The following is a 26,563-nucleotide window of genomic DNA, read 5'->3' on the forward strand; positions in this document are numbered from 1 at the left end:
GGAGTGAAGTGTAATGGAAGCATCCTTTCCAATGAAGCAAATCATGGATGAGGAAGGTCGTTTAGTAGATCCATCTTATCAGGAACAAATAGATGAAAAACTTGTACAACAATTGCATTATCATATGCTCCGTATTCGTACGTTTGACCGTAAGGCAATAAGCTTGCAACGACAGGGGCGAATTGGGACGTATCCCCCATTTGAAGGTCAGGAAGCCTGTCAGGTCGGTAGTGCGCTTGCGCTTGGAGAAGGCGACTGGGTCTTTCCAACCTATCGTGATCATGGGGCAACACTAACCTTTGGTGCCGATATGGTGCGGATGTTTTTATATTGGAATGGTCGTCAGGAAGGCTGTGTAGCCCCGCCTGGAAAGCACATCTTTCCTGCTGCGGTTCCGATTGCAACCCAAATTTTACATGCAGTCGGTGCATCCTGGGCAGAAAAAAGAAAAGGTACAGACCGCGTGGCGATTGCCTATTTCGGTGATGGTGCAACATCAGAAGGTGATTTTCATGAAGGTTTGAACTTTGCGAGTGTCTTTCAAACCCCAACGATATTATTTAACCAAAATAATGGTTATGCCATTTCGGTTCCGATTGAGCGACAAATGAATTCCAAAACGATTGCACAAAAATCAGTCGCATATGGGATGCCTGGTATTCGAATTGATGGTAATGATTGTTTTGCGGTTTATTTTGAGACAAAGCGGGCAGTAGAAGCAGCACGTGAGGGAAATGGTCCGACTTTAATTGAAGCGGTAACCTGGCGTACAGGTGCACATACAACGGCAGATGATCCAACGAAATATCGTCCATCTGGAAAAGGGAAGGATATTGTCGATCCGCTTGTTCGATTGGAACGATTTATGAAAAATGATGGTTACTGGGATGAACAGGCAGTAAAAACATTGCAGGATAAGCTGAATGACGAGGTGGAAACAGCTGTGAAGGGGATGGCGGAATTTCCAGCTCCGAACCCGGAAGATCTGTTTGACCATGTATTTGCGGTCCTTCCACCACAGCTGCAGGAGCAAAAAGAATTCTATCTTGAATTTTTGAAAGGGTGATGGTGATGGCAACTAAAATGGAAGCCATACAAGCCGGTCGAACCTCCACAAAGGTAATGACAATGATTCAAGCAATTAATCAAGGGCTGCGGACCATGCTTGAGGCAGATGAAACGACCATTTTACTTGGGGAGGACATTGGTAAAAATGGTGGCGTTTTCCGTGCGACAGAGGGATTACAGGATGATTTTGGCGAGGAGCGGGTTGTCGATACGCCCCTATCCGAATCCGGAATTATTGGTGCATCGGTAGGTCTCGCGGTAAATGGCTTTAAACCAGTTGCAGAAATGCAGTTTATGGGATTTGTTTATCCAGCATATGATCAGATTATGACACATGTTTCACGGTTGCGCATGAAAACCATGGGGAGATTCTCCGTTCCAATGGTTGTACGTACACCATACGGGGCTGGAATCCGGGCGCCGGAGATACATTCAGACAGTGCAGAGGCATTGTTTACGCATATGCCGGGGATCAAGGTCGTTTGTCCATCGAATCCGTACGATGCGAAAGGCTTATTAATTGCTGCAATAGAAGACCCTGATCCAGTGATATTTATGGAACCCATGCGCAGCTACCGTGCGACGCGTGGAGATGTGCCGGAAGAAAAATACACGGTGGAAATTGGTAAAGGAGCGCTGCTTGAAGAAGGAACCGATCTGACGGTGATTGCCTGGGGAGCGATGATTCCGCTTGCACAAAAAGCAGCAAAGGCAGCAGCGCAACTAGGTATCCATTGTGATGTGCTTGATTTACGAACGCTATATCCACTTGACCTGGATCTGATTGCTTCATCCGTCCAAAAGACTGGGCGTGTAGTGATTGTTCATGAGGCGCAGCGAACAGGTGGACTTGGAAATGACATTATTTCATCAATCAATGATACATGCTTTCTTCATCTGCGGGCACCAATTGGACGTGTGACAGGCTTTGATGTTCCGGTGCCATTTTTTGCATTGGAGGAGCATTATTTGCCAACAGTTAAACGAATCACCCAGCAGATAGAAAGTGTTTATCGATTTTAATAAAAAGCTATCCGGAAATGAGGTGGGATATATGTTGGAAGTAAAATTACATGATATTGGTGAGGGAATGACAGAGGGGGAAATTGTCAGCTATCTTGTAAAAGTTGGTGACCAAGTAACGAGCGATCAGCCTCTTGTAGAAGTTCAAACGGATAAAATGGTTGCAGAATTACCTTCCCCAAGTACAGGTATAGTGAAAGATATTGTGGTTGAACCTGGTGTTACGGTAGAAGTAGGTACGACACTTTTATATATTGAAGCTGATCAGACGGAAAAAGTGGAGCCATTAGATCATACCGTACCGGTACAATCAGCAGTAAAGGAAAAAACGCAGCCACATATACAGCAGCATACAACTGCACTTCATGCGCTTGCTGCACCATATACAAGAAAGCTTGCAAGAGATCGGAATATGAATATCGAGGTCATTCAAGGCACAGGACCGGATGGCAGGGTAACGGATGCGGATGTATTGCAATTTGCGGCACAACAAGAGCAGCCAGCAGTTAATACGACTTTTTCATTACAGCGGTCAGAACCCCAAAATGAAGTCTTGGATGAAATCCCTTATCGAGGAATTCGCAGACAAATTGCTAAAAAAATGACGAAATCGTTATTTACCATTCCACATGTAACCCATTTTGATGAAGTGGACATGACAAATTTACTTTCCCTACGGCAAGCATTAAAGGATAGTGGACAACGGATTACCGTGGCTGCTTTCCTTGTGAAGGCACTCGTATTTGCATTAAAAGATTTTCCGATATTCAATGCAGAGCTGGATGAGGAGAATGAGCGAATTCGCTTAAAAAAACAATACCATATTGGAATGGCGACAGATACCGACAATGGTTTGCTCGTTCCCGTTATCCAACATGTCGATAAGAAAACCATTGGTCAAATCCATGATGAGGTGAAACACCTGACGGAAGCAGCCAGAGCCAACCGTTTGAAACCAGCAGAAATGAAAAACAGCACCTTCACCGTGAGCAATGTTGGTCCGCTCGGAAGCACGGCTGCAACACCTATCATTAATTATCCGGAAACTGCACTGATTGCTTTTCATAAAACAAAAAAGACACCAGTAGTAAATGAAAGAGATGAAATCGTGATTCGCCAAATTATGACGCTATCGATGTCATTTGATCATCGGGTAGCAGACGGTGCGACAGCAGTTGCCTTTACTAATCGATTTGCCGAATTCATAGAGCAGCCTGGCAAATTGTTACTGGAAATGACGTAATACCATGTGGGAGAAACGATAGGAGGAGATAGATGTAACAGCTTCGATTTATATTGCGTCGTCGAAAAATGAATCTGGAAAATTGCTTTCAACAGGAATCTGCTAACTACCTGAATACATGTCCATCACATTGCACGCAATAAAGTGAAATTTCAATGGGGGCTTGACCTCCCCACTGAATGTTAGTTGAACAGAATCGGACCTTTACGGGCAGTTGATCCCCCACTTATTTTTATTGTTTCATCTTCAAATCTTGAAGCGAGGGTCTCACTGCCCGTTAAGACGGGATAAATGTAAGCGCAATCATTGTATCACTTTTCAGAAAAGTCCGTAAAAGTACTTGATTATCTACTAGTCAGTGGTATAATTTCTCTTAAAACTTTTTTGACTTTGGGTTCTCCTGAGTAATTAAAATTTAACGGGTGTAGGAGGTAACAATGCAATGAAAAAATGGTTCCAGCTGTTGGTATTGGCAATGATTGGTGTTTTAGTTTTGGCTGCTTGTGGAACGGATTCAGACGATGCTTCCGGAAAAGATGATGGGGATGGAAAAACATATAAAATTGGAGTTTCTCAATATGTCGAACACCCATCCTTGGACAGAGCATATGAAGGCTTCCAAAAGGCAATAGAAGATGCAGGGATAAAGGCTGAGCTTGAATTTAATAGTGCCCAGGGGGATCAGAATAATGTGAAACCCATTTCGGATAATCTGGTAGCAGATCATGTTGATTTAATCTTTGCAAATGCTACACCGAGTGCACTAGGTGCGAAACAAGCAACGACAGATATTCCAATTGTATTTACTTCCGTAACAGATGCTGTGGGGGCTGAGCTCGTATCGGCAATGGATGAGCCAGGAGAGAATATTACTGGTGTGATTGACCTTCATCCAGATGCAATTAAGGAAACGGTGAATTTTATCGATAAATATTTTTCGGGAGTAACAGTAGGTTTAATTTATAATGCGGGTGAGCAAAATTCTGTATCCCAAACAGATGCAGTAAAGACGGCTGCAGAGGGAACAAGCTTAAAGCTGGTGGAGCGGACAGTGGCCAATTCTGCGGAGGTACATCAGGCAGCAACAACACTTGTGGGAGAAGCGGATGTATTCTATATCGTTACAGATAATACAGTTGTATCCGCATTGGAAAGTGTAGTAAGTGTAGCGAATGAACAGGATATTCCACTATTTGTCGGCGAGCCGGATTCGCTGGAAAAAGGTGGTTTTGCGACATTTGGAATTGACTACTTTACCATTGGTTACCGCACTGGTGAAATGGCAGTAGAGATTTTATCTGGGGAAAAAACGACAAAGGATATACCGGTAGAGATACCACCTGAAATCCAATTATTTATAAATAAACAGGCTGCGGAGGAACAGGCTGTCGAATGGAATGAAGACTGGGATCAAGACGCCGAATTTGTAGAAACGGCAGCGGAATAAATCCACATATACATCTATGCCACGGAGACAGGGTGGGGTATGATTAACAGCCTGTCCTGACAATTGAACGGCAGTGACTGCAGAAAGGTGGGCGTTATGTTTTCATTTATTGCAATATTCGGAGCAGTAGAATCAGGTGTTATTTATGCCATCATGGCGCTTGGTGTATATTTATCCTTCCGTGTACTTGATTTTCCAGATTTAACAGTGGATGGAAGCTTTGTAACCGGTGCTGCCGTTGCTGGGATCTCGATTATGCACGGTGTTTCACCAGTTCTTGCAACGTTACTGGCTGCTGTAGCCGGATTTATTGCCGGCTGTGTGACGGGAGTATTGCATACAAAAGGTAAAATTAATGCGCTGTTATCAGGAATTTTAATGATGATCGCTTTATATTCCATTAATTTAAGAATTATGGGCCGGCCAACTTTGTCTTTATTGAACGAAACAACCATTTTTAAGCAATTACGGGATTTTTGGTCTGGAACAGGATTGGATACTTTTTTCAATGGTATGTTGGCAGCAATTGGTATGGAGCGCTTTCCTGCTACATGGGCCATTGTTTTAGTCATGATGGTGGTAACATTGGCCATCAAATTTATCACAGATTATTATTTGAAAACAGAGATTGGTTTGGCGCTTCGGGCAACAGGTGATAACCAGCGTATGATTCGCAGCTTTTCCGCAAATACGGATAATTTGATCATTGTTGGAATTGGATACTCCAATGCCCTTGTTGCATTTTCCGGAGCTTTAATTGCACAGCATGGCGGTTTTGCTGATGTTGGTATGGGAATCGGTATGATTATCATTGGACTTGCTTCCGTTATTATAGGAGAGGCGCTATTCGGGACAAAGACCATTGCAAGGGCAACCATCGCGGTCATTGGTGGTGCTGTCATTTATCGGATTGTGGTCACCATTGCACTCCGGGTTGACTTCCTTGATACAGGCGATATGAAGCTCATTACCGCTGTACTCGTCATTGCAGCACTTGTTGCTCCAAAAATGATGCAAACCCATCGGGAAAAGAAGCGCCGCCAAAGAAAACGGGCCGAATTGGAACGTATCAAGGTAGGGGAGGTGTGACATGCTCCAGTTAAAGGATATTTCCATGACATTTAACGAAGGAACACCAGATGAGAAAATAGCGTTGCAACACACCAACCTGGAATTGGAACGGGGTGAATTCGTAACGATTATCGGAAGTAATGGTGCTGGAAAGTCTACCTTGATGAATGTAATATCCGGCAATCTGATTCCTGATGTTGGAGATGTTTTTATCAATGAAAAACAGGTTGTTCATTTGCCGGAATATCAACGCTCCGCATATATTGGCAGAGTATTTCAGGACCCGATGGCAGGAACAGCACCATCGATGACGATAGAAGAAAATTTGGCACTCGCCTATTCACGCAATAAAAAACGGACATTACGCCTTGGCGTGAATAAGAAGAGGAAGACTTTATTCAAGGAATATTTAGAAACACTTCATTTAGGGCTGGAAGATCGGTTAAATGCTAAGGTTGGTTTTCTTTCCGGCGGGGAGCGTCAAGCATTGTCACTCCTCATGGCCACTTTTACCAATCCAAATATTTTATTATTAGACGAGCATACAGCTGCATTGGATCCTTCCCGTGCAGCGCTCATTACCAAACTGACGAAGGAAGTCGTTGGCAAATCGAAGCTGACAACCCTTATGGTTACCCATAATATGCAACAGGCACTAGATCTTGGTACACGGCTGATTATGATGGATAAAGGACAAATTATCTTTGATGTTTCCGGTGAGGAAAAACAGAAATTGACGATTGAGGATTTGTTGACAGAATTTCAGCGTATCCGCGGTCAAAAATTTGAAAGTGATCGTGCTGTACTTGGTTAATAAAAAAGCAAGCAGATTCTGGACGTGGATTTGCTCGCTTTTCTGTTATCACAGATTAACTGGCTGTAGGCCCCCCACTTTAGGAATTATTGTTGATAACAAGCATTGTAAGCGGTGGAACAACAGCCAGTAAAGGCCTGATTGGTTCAACTAACAATCCGAGGGGGAAGTGCGAAGGCCCCCCCACGGATTGAAGTTTCACGTTATCACAAAGCTTGATCCACAGCTGTGAGCAGTTCGCCAATCTGTTGGTCCTGAATCACGAGATCAGCCATTCTATCTAAAGGAGTAGCATCGTGATTGACGATGACAAGCTTGGCACCATTTTCTTTTGCAAGCACTGGAAACATGTTGGCGGGTGTGACTGTTAGCGAGGAGCCGAGTACAATAAATAATTCTGCTTTTAAAGCTGCTTTTTCTGCTTGACGAAATGCATCCTCCGGTAACATCTCACCAAAAAGGACGATACCAGGGCGAATCGGACCGCCACATGTACAATGCACCGTTCCTTGAACATAATCATCTTGTTGAAAGGCTTGACCACAATGGTGACAATACAGCTTCCGAAATGTACCATGAAGCTCCATCACTTTCGTATTCCCCGCATCGTGATGAAAGCCATCCACATTTTGTGTAATGATGCCTTGGATTCGATTCTTCTTCTCCCAGCTGGCAAGCACATGGTGCCCTTGATGTGGTGCGAATGCTTTGACATCGGCCAGCCTGCTTTGATAAAAAGCAAGAAAGGCGGCTTCATTGTTTTCCAGCGCATGAACATTTGCTAATTCTTCAGGATTAAACTTTTCCCATAATCCCCCTTTTGCCGAACGAAAATCAGGCAGACCACTTTCTGTTGACATCCCTGCTCCAGTAAAAACAACAGTATAGTTGGATTCCTGTATCATTTCTGCTAACGTACGCATGCGTATTCGCTCCCTTTCAATATTCATTTCCATATCGTGTTGTATCAAAGGATTTCTTCTGCATATCATTATAGTACAGTTTGCTTGCGCGGTGTTATAATTGGGTATAGATGAATGAAAGGGGTAAGGTTACGTATGGAACGTATTGTGTTGTTTGATGGCGACTGTAACTTTTGTGATGCAAGTGTACAGTTTATTTTAAAGCGCGACCCAAAAGGATTGTTTAAATTTGCTTCCTTATCCAGTGACATTGGCAAGGAATTACTTGCAGCCCATCATGTGGATACTGCGGGAGATAGCTTTGTTCTCCTAGAAAATGGGCAGGTATATGAGCAATCAACTGCCGCTTTACGCATTGCTAAACAGCTTTCTGGAGCATGGAAGTTCAACTATGTCTTCATTGTCATACCAAAACCATTACGAAATCTGCTTTACCGCTTTATTGCCCGAAATCGCTATAAATGGTTTGGTAAAAAAGAAAGCTGCATACTACCAAGTCCAGAACAGCGAAAAAGATTTTTATCACAGGCATAAGGGAAAGCCTTGATAGGAAATCTTGCTAAATCTATGTTTATAATCGAATCAAGCTGAACCGTCAAAAAAAGCTAAGCAATCGCTGGAAAATTAAACGAATCGGGCTGAACCGTCAAAAAGTCACAAGCAATCGCTGGATAATTAAACGAATCGGACGGAATCGTCAAAAAATAGTAAGCAATCGCTGGAAAATTAAACGGATCAGGCTGAATCGTCAAAAAATCACAAGCAATCGCTGGATAATTAAACGGATCGGACGGAATCGTCAAAAAATCACAAGCAATCGCTGGAAAATTAAACGAATCGGACGGAATCGTCAAAAAATAGTAAGCAGTCGCTGGAAAATTAAACGGATCGGGCTGAACCGTCAAAAAATAGTAAGCAATCCCTGGAAAATTAAACGGATCGGACGGAATCGTCAAAAAATAGTAAGCAATGCCTGGATAATTAAACGAATCGGGCTGAACCGTCAAAAAAAAGTAAGCAATCGCTGGAAAATTAAACGAATCAAGCTTAATCGTCAAAAAAAGCTAAGCAATCCCTGGATAATTAAACGAATCGGGATGAATCGTCAAAAAATCACAAGCAATCCCTGGATAATTAAACGAATCGGGATGAATCGTCAAAAAATCACAAGCGATCACTAGATTATTAAACGAATCGGGCTGAACCGTCAAAAAAAAGTAAGCAATCCCTGAATAATTAAACGAATCAAGCTTAACCGTCAAAAAAAAGTAAGCAATCCCTGAATAATTAAACGAATCAAGCTTAATCGTCAAAAAAAAGTAAGCAATCGCTGGAAAATTAAACGAATCAAGCTTAATCATCAAAAAACACAAAGCAATTTCTAGATTATTAAACGACTCAAGAGAAACCGCTAAAGGATCAGCATATATTCCAAAATGTGTTCCAATAAAAAAACCACGAAACAGTAATTTGCTTCGTGGTTTTTATTATGATGGTTATACAGCACCTTGTGCGATCATCGCGTCTGCAACCTTTGTAAAGCCAGCGATGGTTGCACCAACGGAGAAATTCCCTGGTTCGCCGTGTGCTTCTGCTGCTTCGATACAGCTTTGATAAATGTTTTTCATGATTTCATGAAGTTTTTCATCTACTTCTTGGAAAGACCAGGAGCTGAACGTACTGTTTTGTGCCATTTCCAATGAAGAGACGGCCACTCCGCCAGCATTTACAGCCATTGCTGGTGCAAATAAAATATCCTGCTCTTGAAAAATTTCAGCTGCGTCTGGTGTGGAAGGCATATTTGCTCCCTCTGCGACTACTTTTACACCATTTTTTACAAGCTGCTTTGCTGCTGCTTCATCAATTTCATTTTGAGTGGCACATGGCAAAGCAATGTCACATGGGATGGACCAAAGTCCGGTACAATCCTCGACATAGGTAGCGCTTGGGTGACTATCTACATAATCACTGATTCTTCTGCATTCTACCTCTTTTAGCTGTTTGACTGTATCCAAGTTAATACCAGCTTCATCATATACATAACCATCAGAGTCACTGCATGCAACAACGGTAGCACCAAGTTCAATGGCTTTTTCCATGGCATAGATGGATACATTACCTGAGCCAGATACGACGACCTTGCTGCCAGCTAGCTGGTGACCTTCATTTTTTAACATTTCTTGAACGAAGTAGACAGTACCATAACCAGTTGCTTCTTTTCGACCGAGGCTGCCGCCATAGCCAATGCCTTTTCCAGTAAGTACGCCTGCTTCGAAACTGCCACGCAGCCGCTTATATTGGCCAAATAAATAGCCGATTTCTCTTGCCCCAACACCGATATCACCAGCTGGAACATCTGTATGTGGGCCGATATAATTGACGAGCTCTGTCATAAAGCTTTGGCAGAACCGCATGATCTCTCCGTCCGATTTACCCTTTGGATCAAAGTCCGATCCACCTTTACCTCCACCAATTGGCTGTCCAGTTAATGCATTTTTAAAGGTTTGTTGAAAGGCTAGAAATTTTACAATGCTCATATTAACAGTTGGGTGGAAGCGTAGACCACCTTTATACGGTCCAATGGCACTGTTAAATTGTACGCGGAAACCGCGGTTAATCTGAACCTTCCCGTTATCATCTACCCACGGTACGCGAAAGGTAATTGCCCGTTCAGGTTCTGTCAGACGTTCTAAAATCTGATGTTCCAAATATGTGGGGTTTTTCACAAGTGTGGGTTTAATAGATTTGAAAAATGTAAGAACCGCTTGATGAAATTCCTTTTCATGTGGGTCACGAGTCTGTATTTTGGAGAATACCTCATCAAGATGACGTTGAACATCTTCTTCTTCTTTTGAAACTGTTTTAAATATGCTCATTCGTGCACTCACTCCCTTCCAATGTAATCAGCACGACTTGAAAATTTCTGATATAATCTAATTTTACAGACATCCATTCATCTAAGCAATATTAATTTCAGATATAATTCATGCCGAAATGAGATAAGGCGGTGGAACATCGTATGGAATTACGGCAAATCAAGTATTTTATCGAAGTAGCTAGACGAGAGCACGTGACAGAAGCGGCAAATGCATTACATGTTGCACAATCAGCTGTCAGCAGACAATTGGCAAACTTAGAAGAAGAACTGGGTGTCAGTTTATTTATCCGTGAGGGCAGAAGTGTTCGGTTAACACCGATTGGGAAAGTATTCCATCAACATATGGAGCAAGCGGTGAATCTAATTGATGATGCTGCTCAAATTATCGATGAGTATACAGACCCGGAACGCGGAACCATTCATGTCGGTTTTCCTAGCAGTTTGGCTTCTTACATACTGCCAACGGCGATTTCAGCATTTCGTGAACAATTTCCACTTGTGAAGTTCCATTTGTTTCAAGGGTCTTATTATGAATTAAAAGAAGCTGTTGTAAAAGGTGATATTAATATGGCGCTGCTTGGTCCTGTCCCAAACAATGATAAAAAATTGAAGGGATCGATTTTATTTACCGAGAGAATGGTTGCTTTATTGCCGAAATCACATCGATTTTCAAAACGAACTTCGATTCAGCTTGCAGATTTACGGGAAGAGGCATTTGTTTTATTTCCCAATGGATATATATTGCGCCAATTAATTATGTCTGCTTGTGGGCAAATTGGCTTTCAACCGCTTGTTTCCTTTGAAGGGCAGGATATTGATGCTATTAAAGGCTTGGTTGCTGCTGGCCTTGGTATTTCCATTGTTCCAGAAATCACATTAGTAGATGGTGTACCGCATTCCGCCGTAAAATTACCGATTACAGATCCGGATATTAAACGGACTGTCGGTGTGGTTGTGCCGAAAGATCGTGAGCTGCTGCCAACAGAGAAATTATTTTATCATTTCTTACTCGACTTTTTCCGTCGATTAGAGGAATTTCAAAATTAAATTTATATCGATTCTATTGATTTACCTTTTTTTCTATGATAGGCTATTCATACAACATATTGATAAGGTGAATATAAAAGATGCTATATATAGTATCGCGAATGATGGTGACAAGCAATTGTCTTGAAAGGGAATCCAGTGTAAATCTGGAACTGCCCCCGCAACTGTATGTGTGAACGAAAGAGGTATACCACTGTATGGAACTGCTAAAAAGGCGGTCATATGGGAAGGCCTTTAGTAGGGTGAAGCACAGAGTCAGGAGACCTGCCATGATTTGCAGTTTCATTTCTTCGGGGTGGGAGAAGGTGAGGCGATGGAGACTGTATGTAAATCTGTCGTTATAAGCCACTCATGCCGGGAATGAGTGGCTTTTTATATGAAAAAAGGGAGGAATTTTTCGTGACAACAAAGGTATCGACTGGCTTTACAGAGGGCATTGAACAAATGATTAAACAAGCGGTTTCTGGACTAGCAATCCAAACTGATGCATATATGGAAAAATCATTACGGGCAATAAAAGAGGATACCTCTGCAGAGAAAAAGGCAGAAATTCTGATTAATAATGCCTTGGAAAACATTGATGAATCTGAACCGAATTGGACCTATGTGGCAAGTCGTATCTATTTGCAGGAATTGTATAGAAAAGCTGCCAAAAATAGAGGCTATGAGGCGGAGCAAGCATATGGAGACTTTTTGGAGCTGGTTCAGGTATTAACTGAAACTGGTATTTATACACCTGCATTGCTTGAAAAATATACAGCTGATGAAATACATTATTTAGGGAATCAACTGGAGCAAGAGCGGGATTTATTATTTGATTACCTAGGTATATATACGTTGGCAACACGTTATCTGGCAACGGATCACGAAAAAAATACATATGAATTACCACAGGAACGCTGGATGATTATTGCGATGCATCTGATGCAGGATGAAGCAAAGGACAAGCGTTTGGCGTTGGTAGAGGAAGCATATTGGGCGTTAAGTAATTTGTACATGACGGTTGCAACGCCAACAATGAATAATGCTGGTAAAACCCATGGTCAGCTTTCTAGCTGCTTCATCGACACGGTAGATGATAGTCTTCAGTCTATCTATGATAGTAATACAGATATTGCCAAGCTATCTAAAAATGGTGGCGGTATTGGTGTTTACATGGGGAAGGTACGTGCCCGCGGAAGCTCAATTAAAGGCTTCAAAGGAATGTCCAGTGGAGTTGTGCCTTGGATTAAACAGCTGAATAATACGGCAGTTAGTGTGGATCAGCTTGGAACGCGTAAAGGTGCCATTGCGATTTATTTGGATATATGGCATCGGGATATTGAACCATTCTTAGATTTAAAATTGAATAATGGGGATGACCGGATGCGCGCTCATGATATTTTTACTGGTGTTTGTTTACCAGACTATTTCATGGAGCAGGTTGAAAAGCGTGGCGATTGGCATTTATTTGATCCGCATGAAGTACGCCAGGTCATGGGCTTTTCATTGGAAGATTTTTATGATGAGACAAATGGTGCTGGACAATGGCGTGAAAAATACGAAGCATGCATTGCAGAGGAAGCTTTATCCAGAAAAGTAGTTCCCGCTATTGATATCATGAAGCGTATTTTAAAATCACAGCTGGAATCTGGTACGCCATTCATGTTTTACCGGGATGAAGTCAATCGTAAAAATAGCAACCCACATAACGGGATGATTTATTGTTCCAATCTATGTACAGAAATTACGCAGAATCAATCACCGACTCAATTTTTAGAGGAATTTATTGAACAAGAGCAAACGATTGTAAAAAAATACAAAACAGGTGATTACGTCGTATGTAATCTAAGCTCCATTAATCTGGGGCGGGCCGTTCCAGCGGGAGTATTGGATCGTCTTATTCATATTCAAGTACGGATGCTGGATAACGTTATCGACATTAATACATTACCAATTATGCAAGCACAGCTAACCAATCAAAAATATCGTGCAATTGGTCTGGGAACATTTGGATGGCATCATTTACTCGCGTTGGAAAACATCCACTGGGAGTCAGAGGAAGCCGTAACCTATGCGAATCAATTGTATGAGCAAATCGCTTATTTAACCATAAAGAACAGTATGGAATTAAGTAAAGAAAAAGGAAGCTACCCTGCATTCACAGGAAGTAAGTGGGAATCAGGCGCATATTTTTCCGATAAAGGATATACGGATGAGAAATGGACGGAGCTTAAGCAGGATGTACAAGCAAATGGGATACGGAATGCTTATTTAATGGCAGTCGCACCAAACTCAACTACATCTATGATTGCAGGATCAACTGCTAGTATCGATCCGATTTTTAAGCCATTTTATAATGAAGAGAAGAAGGATTTCAAGATTCCTACTACTGCACCAGAGCTGAATCATCGCACCTATGACGTGTATCGCAGATCCGCATATATTGTCGATCAGCGCTGGTCAGTAAAACAAAATGCTGCGAGACAAAAGCATATTGACCAAAGTATTTCATTTAACTTCTATGTACCGAATACAATTCGTGCGTCGGTTCTATTGGATCTGCATTTACAAGCTTGGAAAGGTGGACTGAAAACAACGTATTATGTCCGCTCTACGTCAAATGATGTCGAAGCATGTGAGTGGTGTGAAAGTTGAGAGCATTAGTAGCTTATTTATCCTATAGTGGAAATACGATGGAAACTGCAGAAATAATCTCCCAGCGTTTAAAAGATGATGGAATGCAGGTGGACATGCATCGGATTGGGATTGACTATCCCATCGATGCGTCCAGCTATGATTACATTTTTATTGGAACATTTACTTGGGATCAAGGCAGTACTCCGGATGAAATGAAGGATTTCGTTTTGGAGGTCGGCTATAAGCCTGACAATGTTGCTGTGTTTGGTACAGGAGATACGCAGTTTGGCGGCGATGATTTATTTTGTCGTGCCGTAGACAAATTGGCGACTTTTTATCATAGCAAGTGGGATGGGTTAAAAATTGAACAATCCCCAAGAGGCTATCAAGAAATACGAATTGATCAATGGATGGAAGGGGTTTTGCAAGATGTCAAAAGCTTTGCTTGAAAAAGCGAAAACACTGGAGCCGTTGCATCCAAATAAATCAACTGGTTTATTTGGTGGTAAATCAAGCGGCATACTGAATTGGAATGATATTGCCTATCCACATTGGTATAAAATGTACAAACGTCTTGTTGGGAATTATTGGCAAGCAGATGAAGTAAATATGTCCAGTGATGTGAAACAATTTTCGCAGCTGACACAATCCGAACAGGATGCTTATTTGAAAATTATTGGTTTGCTTTCAACCCTTGATGCACCGCAAACGAGAACAGCTTTACTATTATCTTTGTATGCAACAGATGCATCCGTACAATCAATCATGGCCGTCATTGCCCAGCAGGAAGCGGTCCATAATGAAAGCTATTCCTATGTATTATCTTCTGTCGTTTCACTAGGCGAGCAGAATGAAGCATTCCAGCATGGAAGAACAGATCCTGTCTTATTGAAGCGAAACGAAGATATTATGAAGCAATATAATGCGTTTGTCGAAGAACCAACCATTGAAAATATCTTAAAAACAATGGTATATACTTCTTTATTGGAAGGCATGTTCTTCTACTCTGGCTTTGCCTTTTTCTATAATTTAGCTCGACATAATAAAATGGTCGGGACTTCAACGATGGTGAGCTATATTAATCGTGACGAATTAGAGCATGGTCGATTCATTGCGGAATTATTCCGCGCCACATTAGCAGAAAATCCAGAGCATAATAATGCTGCATTTATCGATTGGGTCTATGATCATTTCCGCCATTCCGTTGAGTTGGAAATCGAATGGTCATCCTATGTATTGGCAGAAGTGGAAGGGATTGACCTGGAGGAAATGGCAGGTTACGTTAAATACCGGGCAAATAAAATGCTGCGAATGATGGGTTTGAATGAAATCTATCCAGAACACGTGGAAAACCCAATGAAGTGGATTCGTGCGTATGTTGATAATTTTGATGGTACGAAAACCGACTTCTTTGAGCAAAAATCAAGACAATATACGAAAACAAGTGATTTGAACGGATTTGACGATTTGTAATTTCGTACAAAAATGCAAGCTAAATCATCAAATAGATAAGAAGTTATGAATATGGGGGCTGGAATATAACTAGTCGCTCATCATGAAAAAATGGTCATGTTTATCACGAAAAGATAAACATGACCATTTTTATTGTTGATCCGTTGAAATAATGGGAGCTGGCAGTATTTATTTTCGAAATTACTGCCAATAAGGCAAATCCCAGTTCATTTTCATAAAGAGAACCCGCGTTACTTTAAATTTTACTAGGGCGTGCTCTTTTTGTATGTCTAAATTTAATAAGAAGTGGAATGAATCTACGGAGACAGCTGTGTCCAAAATCGACAAAGAAAGTGAAATTCTTTGTTGGAACGCCTACGGATTGAAGCTTCACTTCACTGAAACTCTTTTTATCAAAGATTAACTGGCTGTAAGATCCCCACCTCAAGATTTTTTGTTGATAATAAAAATTGCGCGTGTGGGTTCAACAGCCAGTAAAGGCCTGATTGGTTCAACTAACAATCAGTGGGGAGGGCGAAATCCCCACTGATTGAAGTTTCACTGTATTGTATTTCACTGTTAAAAATGAATGCTTTACCTTTACGCTGCGTTAACGTTTATAGTAGGAGTTGGGAGGGATAGACATTGAAAATAAATGAAGCGGCTAAACATTTAAATACAACACCTCGAGCAATTCGATACTATGAAGCGAAAGGTCTGATTTCACCAAAGAAGGATGAAGCAAATGATTACCGTACTTTTACAGATACGGATTTGATGCGAATTGGGACCATATTGGCATTGAGAGAGGTAGGCTTTACGATTGCAAAGATTAAAAAGTTGTTAGAGGATCCGGAAATGAGCATGACACAATATCTCCATGTGCAGCGACAGGCATTGTTTGAGCAATGGATGGAGATGCGGGACATGATTGAAACGATTGACCAAATGATTGGTCAAGAAAATGAAGACGAAACGACTATGGAGGATATGCAACAGCTGGCAGCTCATCTGAAAAAACTAAAGGAAATCCGGAGCAGCTGGAAAGATCGTTGGAATTTTGATAGTCAGGCAGAGACCTATGATGAGCAAGTTCAGCTTCGGGGGCAGGCATTTGATATTCATCAAGGATATGAGGAGGCTTTGGCTCAAACAGCAGAAAAGATTTCATTGATACGGGGGCAGACCTGCTTAGATATCGGAATTGGAACTGGTAATTTGGGTGCCCGATTTTTAGATAAGGGGGCATCAGTAATTGGTGTGGATCAATCAGACATGATGCTGCAAAAATGTAAAGAGAAACATCCAATGATTGAAACGAGACAAGGACATTTCTTAGCATTGCCAATGTTAGATCATCAAGTTGATGCAATCGTCACGAGCTATGCGTTGCATCACCTACCAGATGAGGAAAAACTGCTTGCTTTAGCTGAAATGGATCGTGTATTGAAAGCGAACGGGCAAATTTGTATCACGGATTTAATGTTTCCGAACGAGGTGGATCGGAAGGCTGCATTACATCAATATGAGGCAGCTGGAAATCAATTGGCCATTGATTGTATCGCGGATGAATATTTTGCGGATCAATCCTTGCTGGCAGCCTGGTTCATGGAAAAAGGCTATCAGGTGGAAACCCATCAATTCCATACTTTCCTTGGTATGATTTACGCAAAGCGGGTGACAAACGCATAAAAGCCACGACAAGATTTTGTTCTGTCTTTGTAATTGTATCTATACAAAATGCCCATCCTTTCTCCGTCAGAAGATAGGATGGGCATTACTTTTTATACACCTAATCGAGTTAGGATATTTTATATTTATTATCTAAAGAAATGATTTTTTAGTCCTTGGACAACAGCTGCACCAACTTGGTTCTGATAGTCAGCAGATTGAATGACTGCTAGTTCGCTAGGGTTTGTAATAAAACCAAGCTCTAATAATACCGATGTATCATTATTGGTTCGCAGTACACGATAGCTGTCCTGCATGATGCCGCGGTTAGCTCTGCCGGTATATTGTACAATGGATTGCTGTAGTGCACTAGCTAACTGACGATCCGCCGCAGAATAATAATGGGTGCTTACTCCATTCGCAGCCAATCCCGGAAAGGCATTGTAATGAATACTGATGAACGCGTGAGTCTGGTAAAGACTGCTAATACGAACTCTTTCATCTAAAGAAATGAATGAATCATTGCTTCGTGTCAAAATAACTGTCGCACCAGCATTCCGTAAATGCTGTGCAATAACATCCGTAGTAGCGTTGATCACATTTTTTTCATAAACACCATTAAAGCCGATGGCGCCAGGATCCTTACCACCATGACCAGGATCTAATACGATATTATATCCCTGTAGAGAACCTGATTTTGCAGCCTTGGTTGGTTGGGCATTGGATGTCGTACTTTTGGTAGCAGTCTTTGGCGCAGCAGTGCTTACTTTTGTAGGTTGATTTGTTAACCAACCAGCAATCCATCCTGTTTTACCATTACCTAATGCAACCTTATGCCAACCAGATGCAGTTTCTAATAATGTGTACGTTTTCCCAGTGGTTGTCCAATCAATAATCTTATAGCTGGTACCAGGACCAGAGCGTACATTCACACCAGATGCCTGTACAGTAATGTTATTTGTACTTGCTTTCTGATCGGCTGATTCACTTGCTGATGATGCTTGATTGGTAGCTGCTGCTGAAACAGGAACGAGATGATGCTTCGCAACCCATGCTACCTGCCCGGCATAGTATGTTTGTGCCCAGCCATAGGACTCTTTGAATACCGTTACCTTATTGCCCGGACGGAGCTGCCCGATAATATTACCATCTCTGGCAGGGGTATCCCGAACATTTAATAGATTGGTTGTGACTTCATAGACTTGTCCAGATTCTGCTTGAACAGCAGGGATAAAAAAGACAGATAATAGCAACATAAAGCCACAAATAGACAAAAAGCGCAACTTTCTCATGGTAGCCTCCTTAAAATGACATAATACTGGTAATGATACATTACCTCTTTGAAAGAAAACAAAACCCAACCATCCAAAAAAGATACGAAGGTACTAGAAATGGGCTTGTCCAACCCGGGCATTCCTCGTACGGAATACCCATCTGATGTGTTGTCATTCTCTTTTTAGCAAAAATGCTGCTTTTGCCAGTGCTTCTTCATGGTTCTTCATTTCTCCCGGCTTGCTTGCTTTACCAATTAAGTAACCTGCAAACGTCATGCCGAAAAACTGACAAATGTACTGGAACTGCTGAATAAGTGGGAGTCCTTTAATTTCTGGTGAATCTCCGCCAACGATGATGGCATAAACTTTCTTCTTCTTCATCTCCTCCCTAAAATGTTGGTAATCCGGATCCCGCATTATTTGCGACCAGCGATCAATAAATTGTTTTAGTGGTCCCGCCATGCCATACCAATAAATAGGAGTGGAAAAAACAACAGTATCATGCGCTAACAATTGATCTATCAGTATCTTATGATCATCGTCAATAGGCTTAAACCCTTGCTCACTATGACGCTCATCTACAATCGGATGTACCTGGTAGTCCCGTAAATGTATATGTGTAGCTTCACTTTTTGGAACTGCCCGATAGGTCAAATACGCTGTGTTACTGTCTTTTCGCGTTGAACCATGAAATACAATAATACCCAACATGCACGCCTCCTTTGATAGCAGCCTATAACTAAACTATGCAAAAGAGCTTAAATAATGAAGAAGCGAGTACCTATTAATATACCTTAAATTTCCATTAAAGTCACATATCTTTTTGGAATAGTATGAAAGTACCAAAGGAATATGTTTCATGGCTTCATTTCTATTGTACAAAGGATTATAATAGGTGAAGCGAAAATGGTTCGGATGAGCTGATTAACTGCATGAATGGAGTATGATTATGGCTATCAATGATATCATTTTATATATTATTATTGTTTTTTTGATTTTAGGTGCAATTGATGTATGTTTGGGAAATAAATTTGGCTTAGGTGATAAATTTAAGGATGGTATTCAAGCCATGGGGCCACTTACATTGGCAATGGTGGGAATTATTTCTTTAGCCCCCGTTATATCCAGCTTGCTTCTCCCTTTAATCGCTCCCGTATATGGCGTCATCGGTGCAGATCCGTCTGCATTTGCAAATACAATTCTAGCGCTTGATATGGGAGGTTTTGCATTAGCACGAGAAATGTCTGCAAGTGCCGATGCAGAGGTGTTTTCCTGGGTATTTCTCGGGACGATGATGGGACCAACGTTGTCATTTACCATACCGGTAGCAATCGGTATCATCAAGCGTGAGGATCATCCTTATTTTGCGAAAGGAATATTACTAGGAATCATGACAGTGCCGGTTGGTTGTTTAGTAGGCGGTCTTGTAGGTGGACTTGATTTGATGATGATGGTAAAAAACCTGCTGCCAACCATTATTTTTTCTATTTTTATTGCCCTTGGTTTATGGAAAATTCCTGAAAAAATGGTCAGTGGGTTCACGATTTTTGCCAAACTGATTCAAATCTTAGCTATTGGCGGCTTAACAGCAATTATCATTGAAACATTAACGGGTTTCGTGGTAATTCCGAATATGGCCCCATTAGAAGAGGGAATTCAGATTGTTGGAACCATCGCTATTTTACTTGCTGGTGCTTTTCCGATGGTGGCATTTATTTCAAAAGCGTTTAAGCCGTTATTAACTAAGTTAGGTCAGTTGCTTCGAATGAATAGTACAGCGACTGCTGGATTAATTGCATCACTTGCCCACCATATTCCGATGTTTGTGCTCGTTAAAGATATGGATGCACGTGGCAAGGTGATCAATATTGCATTTGCGGTAAGTGGTGCATTCGTATTTGGTAGTCATCTAGGATTTGTAGCTGGTATGGAAAAGGAAATGGTTTTTGCAATGATTGTTGGAAAGCTGGTTGCTGGTGTAAGTGCCATATTGCTCGTGCTCGTAGCGATGAAGGGCAGAACGGACCAAGTTTAAGTAATATGTGCATAAAAAAAGATGCAGGGAAGATCCTTATTACGGATCTCGCGCTGCATCTTTTTTATAGGAATTAATCAATAAACATCCATTTCCAAATTTCCTTTGGTGTTGCATTCTTTCCGTACATGAGAATACCGGTTTTAAATATTCTGCCGGCCATTTTCATAAAGAACCAGACGCTGATGGCTAGGATCAAAAGGGCAATGCCGATTTCCATCCATGGCCATGTCTCTAAGAAAGATAGTCTTAACAGTAATACGCCTGGTGCACTAAATGGAATGTATGAGCCGAGCTGTGCCATAAAGCCACTTGGGTCTTCAATGACAGGTCCAATAAATAGTACAGGTAAAAATGGCAGCATCATGATCATTCCTTGGAAATTACCAGCTGTTGAAATGTCGGCCATCGTAGCACCGATTCCAACAAATATTGCTGCAAACAATAGATATCCCAGTACTGCGATAAGTAACAGGAGCAGCAGCTTTGGTGTCAGTAAATATTCAATGATTGGGAAATCTATTTTCCAAACAGCGACTGGCATAACAAGTGCCAAGAATACCGCAACTTGGATAATACCTAAAACAAAGTAACCAATGATCTTACCCTGCATCAGTTCCTCAGGTTTAACAGATGATAAAATGATTTCTGCGATTTTATCTTTTTTCTCTTGTGATGCGCTTTGGAAAATCATCATCCCTGTAAAAACGATGGAAAGTAGGATAATACCTGCGAATATGCCTGGAACTAAATTTTCCAGTATGTTAGCTGCCTCTGTATCCTCTTCATTGGCAGTACCTTCGTCTAATGTGCCTTCTACATGTTCCTCAAATTGTACGCCTTCTGTAACCATTGCTAATTCTTCCTCTGAAAGCGATAGCTGTGCCAGACGAATCTGTTGAATCGGTTCTGCCAGGGCTTGGATGTCGTAGTTAAACCATTCGCCCATATCTTCGGATGTATATACAGGTACGGTTGCATTGTCTAATATACGTTTATCAATTGCCATGTAGGCCATATTTTCTTTATCTGTCAAGACTTCTTCGGCTTCAGATTCCAATAAATCACTTTGCTCCAATTCCAATGATAAGGATTGCTCGGCAACGATTGCTTCCAGCTGTTCAAATACACCTAGTTCGTCATGGACAAGCAATACAGCTGCATCATCATCTGGTACATCGGTAGATCCAATCCACTGGAAGATGAAGTATCCACCAAGCATGAGTAGTGGGGTTAAAAACATTCCAATCAGGAAGGATTTATTTTTTAAATTACGTTTGACCTCCCATTTGGCTACTTTCATTGTATTACGCATGTGCTTGCCCCCCTTCTGTTAATAGATGTTTGTCAGCGGCAATATCAACAAATATTTCATGTAGTGAAATTCTATCTATTGACAGTTCGTGAATGTCCAATTCTGCTGGCAGGTTTCGAAGCCAAGCAGCTGGATTCACGTCTTTTAGTAGAAATAAAATCGACAAACCTTCTCGTTCTTCGACACGTTCCACCCCAGGTAGTTGCTCTAAAACAGTCCGCTCGTTACGGCCACGTATGGTACATTTGAAATTAGCATACTGTTTTTTCACATCATCTAATGTTCCGTAGATGACTTTTTGTCCGTGTTGTATCATAAATAATCGGTCACACATTTCTTCCACCAGATTCATTTGATGGGAGGATAGTAATATAGCAGTTCCGCTCTTTGCTAGATTTTTAATTTCTTCCTTAAATAAATCCTGACTTACCGGATCCAGTCCAGAAAATGGTTCATCCAATATGAGTAGCTCTGGTTCATGTAATATAGAAGAGATAAATTGTACTTTTTGTCCCATCCCTTTTGACAATTCCTCTACAGATACATTTTCTTTTCCTTCCAGATCAAATTTTCTTAAGTAGGCCATTGCCCGTTCACGAGCTTTCTTGAGTGGATAGTCCTTTAAATCAGCTAAGTATAATAAAATATCCATCACTTTGACGTTTTTATATAAGCCACGTTCTTCTGGTAAATAGCCGATTTTATGTCTAGGAATTTCTTTTCCAGTCGCGTGATGAAAAATAATTGATCCTTCATCCGGATACAGGATTCCCATGATATTACGTATGGTCGTTGATTTACCAGCACCATTGGGACCAAGAATGGCCATGATTTCACCCTTATGTACATCAAAAGTGATTTGTTGTAGAACTTTTTTATGTTTGAATGATTTTTCCAAGCCTTCAACGGAAAGCATAACTTCCATGATATGGCACCCCTTTCTAACATCCTCTACATTACTACGAATCGTATTGAAAAAAGATTCAAATTGTTTTTTGATAGGAGGATATTGGGCTGTTTTTACGGTTTATACTGTACTAATGTTGCGGTGTTCACATTTCCGACATAACTTTATGTCCTAAATGTGAAATGATTCACAAACTGATGTATTATAAAAATGAACATGTTATTATAAAAATGTGGAAAAAATCATTATCCACCATATCACATGTGAAAAGATGAGCAATAGTAAAATAGATGAGGAGATGAGAATCATGATGATGGATTTCATTCGCAATAATAAAGTAGTCGCAGGTGTATTAGCATTTATTCGTATTTACATTGGTTATGCTTGGTTAAGTGCAGGGCTAGGGAAGGTAACTGCTGGATTTGATGCAAGTGGATTTATCCAAGGTGCCATCGCTGGTGCAGGTGGGGATAATCCAACAGTACAGGCATGGTGGGCTGCATTCCTGCAAAAGGTTGCACTGCCTGGTGCAGATGTATTTAGTATCCTTGTTGCTTGGGGCGAAGTATTGGTAGGGACTGCCTTAATTCTTGGTATCTTCACTAATTTTGCAGCATTAATGGGTATCACGATGAACTTTGCATTCCTATTTAGTGGTACAGTTAGCACAAACGCACAAATGGTTCTATTGACATTCTTCCTATTGGTAGCTGGCTTCAATGCTGGTCGCTATGGTTTGGACAGATGGGTGCTTCCATTCTTGAAAGCTAAAACAACACGCTTTACACGTAAAAACAAGCATCATAAAGAGGTGGCTGTTGCCTAATATCAGTAAATCATCAATCGACTTCTGCAGTGTTCCTTGCTGCAGAAGTTTTTCTGTTTTGGGTTTAATCTGCAGGACTTCCGGCAACAATTGTGAGGACAATGCTTAGGAAGGAGCAACACCATGAATAGAAAAACTTTTGCCATGTGGACAATGATGCTACTAATGCTCGTGTTAGCAGCATGTAATAATCAGATGGATGAAGGAACGACGAAGGATAACGCGGCTTTAAGTGATTCAGATGTCGAGACAGCAACAGCAAGTAGTGAACAAGCAGAAACACTTCGTGCGACGCTCATCAATCGTGAAGGGGCTGAGGTTGGCACGGTTGATCTGCAGGAAGGTGTAGAAGGAGTCAAAATCACGGTCGAAGCACAGGGCTTACCACCAGGGTTACATGGTTTTCATATTCACGAAAAAGGCGCCTGTGATCCACCAGAATTTAAATCAGCAGGTGAGCATTTTAACCCCACGGAAGCAGATCATGGCTTTGATCATCCAAAGGGTCCCCATGCAGGTGATTTACTTAATTTAAATGTGGCTGCAGATGGGACTGCATCCGCTGAATTCCTAAATGATATGGTTACGTTAAGAGAAGGAGCCGCCAACTCATTATTAAAAGAAGGTGGCACCTCCTTTGTGATCCATGCCAAGCCAGATGATTATGTGTCTCAGCCATCAGGGGATGCCGGTGACAGAATAGCCTGTGGTGTCATTAAGCAGTAAGACATACGAAGAGGAATGCTGTTGGATAGCATTCCTTTTTCCATGGAAGATTATAATCTGGCTAGTGTCTCCCTAACAGATGACCACACATATACAGATTCATTCAGTTCCTTCCCACCCATTTTTATGTTTTTGACAAATGCTGCTCCATAATACGTATAAAAATGTTTTGTTGGGTTATCCTCTAATACCTCCACGAAGACCTGTTGATATCCGTTTTGATTAAAATACTTGAAAGCTGCTTTCAATAGTTTTTTTCCAATGCCCCTACCTTGAAATTCCTGAAGGGCATAAATAGAAGTCAAGTCACCGGCATGTTTTATGTTGTTGGAAGGCTTTTTTCCTGCTGTTGCAAAAGCAACAATTTGTCCTTGATCAGAAACTGCAACTGCAATGAACTGTTTTGTGTCACTTAGATTCTTGACCCAAAGTTCCGTTCTATGCTCATAAGATAATTGATCCAGGACCGCATCTGGTAGGATACCTTTATATGTGGACCGCCAGCTATCCACATGAACAATCGCAATCCCTTCTGCATCCTCTAAAACAGCTCTTCTAATTCGCATACCATTGCACTCCTTTCTTCATTAACCTTATCACAGATTAACTGGCTGTAAGCCCCCACTTCGAGAATTTAAGTTGATCACAAGAATTGTGCGTGTGGATCAACAGCCAGTAAAGGCCTGATTGGTTCAACTAACAATCAGTGGGGGAAATGCGAAAAACCCCACTGATTGAAGTTTCACTTTACTCGACAGCAACCATTGAAAACCTTCCAGATATGAGATGATTTTATCTTATGATTGAAATTTTTGAAACATGAGATAAAAATTATGTTAGGATAGAAAAAGACTATAAAGAGGAGAGTGGAAAGTAGTGGAATCCATCGTGCCATTTATCCTTATCATTCTCGTAGCTTCTATTCTCCAAACGAGTACCGGATTTGGGTTCTCCATTATGGCTACCCCATTTTTATTATTATTGTTTGAGCCAAAGGAAGCCATTCAAATCAATCTTATTTTATCGCTTGTGATTTCCATCGTTTTAATAAGGAAAATAAGCAAGGATATTGATCGTGGTATCTGGAAGCGGTTTACGATAGGTAGCTTGTTCGGCTTGCCTATTGGAATGGTTGTTTTTTTAGTTATTCCTATGACATGGCTGAAGATTGGAATCGCTGTAATGATTTTAATACTGACTGTACTGTTGGTTTTCCATGTACGTATTGGTCAGACACCGGTTCGAGATCGGATTGCTGGTGGTTTTTCTGGAATCTTTACAACTGGAATCGGAATGCCTGGCCCGCCGATCCTGCTCTACTTTTCTGGAACAGATACGAGGAAAGAAGTATTGCGGGGTACGACACTGGCATTTTATTTATTTATCTATGCTGCAAGTCTCTTGATTCAGGTTTTTGCTGCTGGTACCTCAAAGGAAATTTGGGTATCCAGTGCCATTGCTTTGCCAATCGTTGGAGTGGGCTTGTTTTTGGGACAACTACTTTTCAAATGGATTAACCAATCATTATTTCGCATACTCACTTATATTTTATTATTTTTTACTGGTGGCTATTTATTAGTGCAGCAATTGTAATCGATATAGGCAGAAAGGAATGGGGAGTGAAGGATGAAAAGTTCGTTTAACAAAATTTTTTGGGGATTTTTATTGGCATTTCTTGATTTTCGTGTGATTGGACTGGATTTATTACCAGATCCGGTTGGTTATTTTTTAATTGCTGCAGGAGTTGCTGGACTATCTGCACAGCTATCTTATCGAACATTGGTAAAGAATTATGCGATAGCCTTAGGCGTCATATCCTTACCGACCTTTGTCATTGGGCTGGATAAGACAGACGAGCTGTTCACGGCTTCCTATCTATGGTCCATCTATACGATTGTATATATGGTTCTACAGCTTATTCTTGTATACGTATTCTTTCGATTGCTATTGGAGATTTGTGAGTCTTATGGAAAAACAGAACTTCATCGTCAAACGCGACAATTATTTATTGTCTACATGACTGCAAATATTATCGTGTTTTTCTTGCAGCCAGTTGCCATTGTAAAACCGATAGAAGTGGTATTTGCTTTTTTCTTGGCAGTGGCGATTTTTTTGCTCATATTAAATATTATTTTCCTTATTTGGCTATTACGATTTAAAAAATTGGATCGTCCATAGGTGGAATTGCAGAGCCAGTTTTTCCTTTCCATGCTATACTGGTACA

At 41.1% G+C, this 26,563-nt stretch carries 26 protein-coding genes and 1 riboswitch; of the genes, 17 read left to right on the top strand and 9 right to left on the bottom strand.

The annotated features are described in order from the left end of the window. Positions 1-13 precede the first annotated feature (13 nt). The 6 genes from pdhA (at position 14) to DX933_RS13730 (ending at position 6,666) form a co-directional block, all read left to right on the top strand. Entirely contained in the window at positions 14-1,066 is a 1,053-nt protein-coding gene (gene pdhA, locus DX933_RS13705; RefSeq protein WP_123317001.1) for a pyruvate dehydrogenase (acetyl-transferring) E1 component subunit alpha, read from the top strand. A gap of 5 nt (positions 1,067-1,071) precedes the next feature. Continuing rightward, positions 1,072-2,091 carry an alpha-ketoacid dehydrogenase subunit beta gene (locus DX933_RS13710; RefSeq protein ID WP_123317204.1) on the top strand — a complete coding sequence of 340 codons (1,020 nt, stop codon included), beginning with the start codon at positions 1,072-1,074 and terminating at the stop codon, positions 2,089-2,091. Positions 2,092-2,122: 31 nt separating this feature from the next. Then, positions 2,123-3,334: a dihydrolipoamide acetyltransferase family protein gene (locus tag DX933_RS13715; RefSeq protein ID WP_123317205.1), complete on the top strand. Its 1,212-nt coding sequence runs from the start codon at positions 2,123-2,125 to the stop codon at positions 3,332-3,334. A 442-nt stretch (positions 3,335-3,776) separates the two neighbouring features. Continuing rightward, complete coding sequence (locus DX933_RS13720; protein WP_123317002.1) at positions 3,777-4,781, top strand: ABC transporter substrate-binding protein; 1,005 nt, start codon at positions 3,777-3,779, stop codon at positions 4,779-4,781. A gap of 96 nt (positions 4,782-4,877) precedes the next feature. Further along, complete coding sequence (locus tag DX933_RS13725; protein WP_123317003.1) at positions 4,878-5,870, top strand: ABC transporter permease; 993 nt, start codon at positions 4,878-4,880, stop codon at positions 5,868-5,870. 1 nt (position 5,871) lies between these two features. Then, positions 5,872-6,666, top strand: a complete 795-nt coding sequence (locus tag DX933_RS13730; protein ID WP_123317004.1) for an ABC transporter ATP-binding protein — start codon at positions 5,872-5,874, stop codon at positions 6,664-6,666. Positions 6,667-6,872: 206 nt separating this feature from the next. Here DX933_RS13730 and DX933_RS13735 read toward each other — a convergent pair whose 3' ends face one another. Then, complete coding sequence (locus DX933_RS13735; protein ID WP_123317005.1) at positions 6,873-7,589, bottom strand: SIR2 family NAD-dependent protein deacylase; 717 nt, start codon at positions 7,587-7,589, stop codon at positions 6,873-6,875. A gap of 135 nt (positions 7,590-7,724) precedes the next feature. Here DX933_RS13735 and DX933_RS13740 point away from each other — a divergent pair, with 135 nt between their 5' ends. Continuing rightward, the gene (locus DX933_RS13740; RefSeq protein WP_123317006.1) at positions 7,725-8,123 is read left to right on the top strand and encodes a thiol-disulfide oxidoreductase DCC family protein; all 399 of its coding nucleotides are present in this window, start codon (positions 7,725-7,727) and stop codon (positions 8,121-8,123) included. A 71-nt stretch (positions 8,124-8,194) separates the two neighbouring features. On the opposite strand, the gene DX933_RS13745 is transcribed toward DX933_RS13740, so the two are convergent. The 3 genes from DX933_RS13745 to gdhA all read right to left on the bottom strand — a co-directional run bounded on the left by DX933_RS13745 (position 8,195) and on the right by gdhA (position 10,465). After that, complete coding sequence (locus tag DX933_RS13745; protein WP_123317007.1) at positions 8,195-8,647, bottom strand: hypothetical protein; 453 nt, start codon at positions 8,645-8,647, stop codon at positions 8,195-8,197. A 6-nt stretch (positions 8,648-8,653) separates the two neighbouring features. Beyond that, the gene (locus tag DX933_RS13750) at positions 8,654-8,950 is read right to left on the bottom strand and encodes a hypothetical protein (RefSeq protein WP_123317008.1); all 297 of its coding nucleotides are present in this window, start codon (positions 8,948-8,950) and stop codon (positions 8,654-8,656) included. A 135-nt stretch (positions 8,951-9,085) separates the two neighbouring features. Continuing rightward, the gene (gene gdhA, locus DX933_RS13755) at positions 9,086-10,465 is read right to left on the bottom strand and encodes an NADP-specific glutamate dehydrogenase (RefSeq protein WP_123317009.1); all 1,380 of its coding nucleotides are present in this window, start codon (positions 10,463-10,465) and stop codon (positions 9,086-9,088) included. A 143-nt stretch (positions 10,466-10,608) separates the two neighbouring features. On the opposite strand from gdhA, the gene DX933_RS13760 reads away from it, so the two are divergent. From DX933_RS13760 to DX933_RS13780, 5 genes are all read left to right on the top strand, one after another. Then, a complete protein-coding gene (locus DX933_RS13760) occupies positions 10,609-11,514 on the top strand; it encodes a LysR family transcriptional regulator (RefSeq protein ID WP_123317010.1) in 906 nt (301 codons plus the stop codon). An 88-nt stretch (positions 11,515-11,602) separates the two neighbouring features. Then, positions 11,603-11,800: riboswitch (cobalamin riboswitch) on the top strand. A gap of 158 nt (positions 11,801-11,958) precedes the next feature. Then, positions 11,959-14,151, top strand: a complete 2,193-nt coding sequence (locus DX933_RS13765; RefSeq protein WP_190279541.1) for a ribonucleoside-diphosphate reductase subunit alpha — start codon at positions 11,959-11,961, stop codon at positions 14,149-14,151. Next, positions 14,148-14,582, top strand: a complete 435-nt coding sequence (locus DX933_RS13770) for a flavodoxin (protein WP_123317011.1) — start codon at positions 14,148-14,150, stop codon at positions 14,580-14,582. Before DX933_RS13765 ends, DX933_RS13770 begins: the two co-directional genes overlap by 4 nt. Then, entirely contained in the window at positions 14,563-15,606 is a 1,044-nt protein-coding gene (locus DX933_RS13775) for a ribonucleotide-diphosphate reductase subunit beta (protein WP_123317012.1), read from the top strand. The genes DX933_RS13770 and DX933_RS13775 overlap by 20 nt, the downstream gene beginning before the upstream one ends. Positions 15,607-16,230: 624 nt before the next feature. Next, on the top strand, positions 16,231-17,277 hold the full coding sequence (locus DX933_RS13780; protein ID WP_123317013.1) for a MerR family transcriptional regulator: 1,047 nt from the start codon (positions 16,231-16,233) through the stop codon (positions 17,275-17,277). Between the two features lie 128 nt (positions 17,278-17,405). Here the strand turns inward: DX933_RS13780 and DX933_RS13785 are convergent, their stop codons facing one another. Further along, positions 17,406-18,548, bottom strand: coding sequence for an N-acetylmuramoyl-L-alanine amidase (locus tag DX933_RS13785; protein WP_123317014.1), 1,143 nt, complete (start codon positions 18,546-18,548; stop codon positions 17,406-17,408). A gap of 153 nt (positions 18,549-18,701) precedes the next feature. After that, the gene (locus tag DX933_RS13790; protein ID WP_123317207.1) at positions 18,702-19,238 is read right to left on the bottom strand and encodes a flavodoxin family protein; all 537 of its coding nucleotides are present in this window, start codon (positions 19,236-19,238) and stop codon (positions 18,702-18,704) included. A gap of 241 nt (positions 19,239-19,479) precedes the next feature. Here DX933_RS13790 and eutH point away from each other — a divergent pair, with 241 nt between their 5' ends. Next, entirely contained in the window at positions 19,480-20,565 is a 1,086-nt protein-coding gene (eutH, locus tag DX933_RS13795) for an ethanolamine utilization protein EutH (protein ID WP_123317015.1), read from the top strand. 73 nt (positions 20,566-20,638) lie between these two features. On the opposite strand, the gene DX933_RS13800 is transcribed toward eutH, so the two are convergent. Beyond that, positions 20,639-21,880, bottom strand: coding sequence for an ABC transporter permease (locus DX933_RS13800; protein ID WP_123317016.1), 1,242 nt, complete (start codon positions 21,878-21,880; stop codon positions 20,639-20,641). Beyond that, positions 21,873-22,805: an ABC transporter ATP-binding protein gene (locus DX933_RS13805; RefSeq protein WP_123317017.1), complete on the bottom strand. Its 933-nt coding sequence runs from the start codon at positions 22,803-22,805 to the stop codon at positions 21,873-21,875. Before DX933_RS13805 ends, DX933_RS13800 begins: the two co-directional genes overlap by 8 nt. A 289-nt stretch (positions 22,806-23,094) precedes the next feature. Between DX933_RS13805 and DX933_RS13810 the strand changes: the two genes are divergently transcribed. Then, positions 23,095-23,613, top strand: coding sequence for a DoxX family protein (locus tag DX933_RS13810; RefSeq protein WP_123317018.1), 519 nt, complete (start codon positions 23,095-23,097; stop codon positions 23,611-23,613). Between the two features lie 123 nt (positions 23,614-23,736). Next, positions 23,737-24,339 (top strand): superoxide dismutase family protein, encoded by a 603-nt coding sequence (locus tag DX933_RS13815; RefSeq protein WP_123317019.1) that lies wholly within the window; start codon positions 23,737-23,739, stop codon positions 24,337-24,339. Positions 24,340-24,389: 50 nt separating this feature from the next. Here DX933_RS13815 and DX933_RS13820 read toward each other — a convergent pair whose 3' ends face one another. Continuing rightward, positions 24,390-24,905, bottom strand: a complete 516-nt coding sequence (locus tag DX933_RS13820) for a GNAT family N-acetyltransferase (protein ID WP_123317020.1) — start codon at positions 24,903-24,905, stop codon at positions 24,390-24,392. Positions 24,906-25,215: 310 nt separating this feature from the next. Between DX933_RS13820 and DX933_RS13825 the strand changes: the two genes are divergently transcribed. Next, positions 25,216-25,932, top strand: coding sequence for a sulfite exporter TauE/SafE family protein (locus tag DX933_RS13825; protein WP_123317021.1), 717 nt, complete (start codon positions 25,216-25,218; stop codon positions 25,930-25,932). 33 nt (positions 25,933-25,965) lie between these two features. Continuing rightward, a complete protein-coding gene (locus DX933_RS13830) occupies positions 25,966-26,517 on the top strand; it encodes a hypothetical protein (RefSeq protein WP_123317022.1) in 552 nt (183 codons plus the stop codon). The last annotated feature ends 46 nt before the right edge of the window (positions 26,518-26,563 follow it).

Source organism: Ornithinibacillus gellani, from assembly GCF_003730295.1.
Lineage (GTDB): Bacteria > Bacillota > Bacilli > Bacillales > Amphibacillaceae > Ornithinibacillus_A > Ornithinibacillus_A gellani.